The organism is Streptomyces sp. SID11385, assembly GCF_010548245.1.
Taxonomy (GTDB): domain Bacteria; phylum Actinomycetota; class Actinomycetes; order Streptomycetales; family Streptomycetaceae; genus Streptomyces.
Genome location: NZ_JAAGLR010001077.1, coordinates 1 through 703 on the forward strand (window position 1 = coordinate 1; position 703 = coordinate 703).

2 pseudogenes are annotated in these 703 nt (G+C 76.2%); both read left to right on the top strand.

Annotated elements, in window-relative coordinates:
• Positions 1-166 (top strand): annotated as a pseudogene (locus G3I42_RS38065) (ATPase); the annotation flags it as partial.
• 154 nt (positions 167-320) lie between these two features.
• Positions 321-703: pseudogene (locus G3I42_RS33005) on the top strand (hypothetical protein); the annotation flags it as partial.

Below are 703 nucleotides of genomic sequence, written 5' to 3' on the forward strand. Positions count from 1 at the left end.
GCCGCTCGACGCGGAACTGGCGCGCGTCCTGCCGGGCGCGGCGCGGGTCCCCGCGGCGGGCGATCCGCTGGACGGTGCCGTCCTGCTCGCGCGGGCGCTCGCCGGCGACGGACTGCGACTGCCCGTGGACGAGGCGCACCTGACGGTGCGTCGGGTGGCCGGCTGAGGTCTCCCGCGAGCTCTTCACGGCGCCCGGGGCGCGGGGAGAAAGCGCGGGACACCGGCCCGTTCCCGTACCGACCGGAAAAATACGGACGGATACCGCGCACGCTCCCCCTGCCCGAACGACGAGCCGGTGGAAACCAGTACCATGCGGCGCCATGAGCACCCCCTCAGGGCCCGCATCCGGCCTGCCCGTACGCATGCCCCGTCCGCGCCAGTCGGGACGGCACCGCCGACCCGAACCGGTGGTGGCGCCCGACAACGCCCCCGCCCTCGTCCTGGCCGTGCCAGGGACGCCGGGCAAGGAGGTCCGGCAGCTCGCGGACGAGGTCACCAGCATCGCCCGTTCCGAGCTGCCCGGACTCGACGCGCACGTCGGCTACCTCGACAGCGAGGAGACCGACCCGATCCAGGCCGAGTACCCGCAGCTGAGCGCCGTGCTCGCGCACGTCTCGGCACAGCGCGCCGAGCGCCGCGCGCGGGCCGCCGAGGCGGGCGCCGACGTGCCCGCCGACGACGGTCCCGCCGCCGTCGTGGTGCC